The 1,238-nt window shown below is 43.7% G+C and carries 1 protein-coding gene; it reads left to right on the top strand.

Features of this window, described 5'->3' with window-relative positions:
- Nucleotides 1-1,097 (top strand): hypothetical protein (locus tag EI28_RS14540; RefSeq protein ID WP_197018526.1); only part of this gene is annotated, 1,097 nt, incomplete at its 5' end.
- Nucleotides 1,098-1,238: the final 141 nt, after the last annotated feature.

Consider the following 1,238-nt stretch of genomic DNA (forward strand, 5'->3'; position numbering starts at 1 on the left):
TTGTACTAAAACCAATAAAAGACATAAACGGCCACAATCTGATAGGAAAAACTCTTTTGACACCCTATCCAATCAAAGATGGCGAGGAAGAGCGAGTCTATTTGAAAAGTAGTGTCAATGTGTCGCTATTTGGAGTTAATCTAAAAATCAAATCAACACCGTTCCAAGTTCAGGACGTTGCCGTCGGAGCGTGTGCTACAATCGCATGCTGGACATCACTGTTTCCTCTTACAAATCTATTTGGAATCTCGGCATACTCTCCAAGTGAAGTTACCGAAAAATCGGTCGCATTCCCGTCAGATAGCCGTAACTTCCCATCCGATGGCTTGACAATAATGCAGATGAAAAACTACTTCAACTCTATCGGGCTTGAAACAGATTTTATCGACCCGAGAAAACTTGTTGATTACGAAAAATATACGGACAATGATGATATTGTTGCAGATGCTGTCCGAGCACACCTCCACTTGGGGCTACCAATCATTGCCGGACTTGAATTGATAAACAGTGGTGTCCCCGTGGGCTATCATGCCGCGGTGATCACTGGTTATAAGCACAAAAATGGAATCCTCACAGAACTTTATGCTCATGATGACACCATTGGTCCCTATTGTTATGTCAAACCAAACTCCACAGGCAAACTTCACAGCTGGGTCAATGAGTGGCTAAACTCAGGATTTGAGGAAGTGCAGGTGCAAAGACTTTTGATCCCCATATATCCAAAAATCCGCTTAAGCTTCAGCAGAATTTATGATTTGTATTTAAGGTACAAACATACGTCTGAGGTGCAAATTAAGAGCGGCAACTTAGCTAAAGAAACAAAAGTTGAACTTTTCCTAACCGACATTAAGGCATATAAAAAATTCCTATCAGGGATGAGTTTCAGCACCACATTTAAAGATAAAACAGTCGTGGATAAAGTTACAACTCTCTGCAAACCTTTCCCACGTTTCATTTGGGTATTCCGCTTCCAGTGCTACGGGACTCCACACTACGACTATATCTTTGACGGCACCTCTGTCTACCCAGATCAGGTTGCAGATATCACATATAACTACAACAATGGAAACGATTCACTCACTACTGTTGTCACCTGACTTATCATTCAGTGATTACCCGCGTCACCACTGCTACCACCCCGCCGACAATCCCGGCGAACACTACCGCGGTGATGGAGAATGTGCACATCGCGATTGCGATGGGGGGAGGGCAAGTGCATTTCGCCCCGCCAAAACTAG

The organism is Methanoculleus sp. MH98A (genome assembly GCF_000691865.1).
GTDB lineage: Archaea > Halobacteriota > Methanomicrobia > Methanomicrobiales > Methanoculleaceae > Methanoculleus.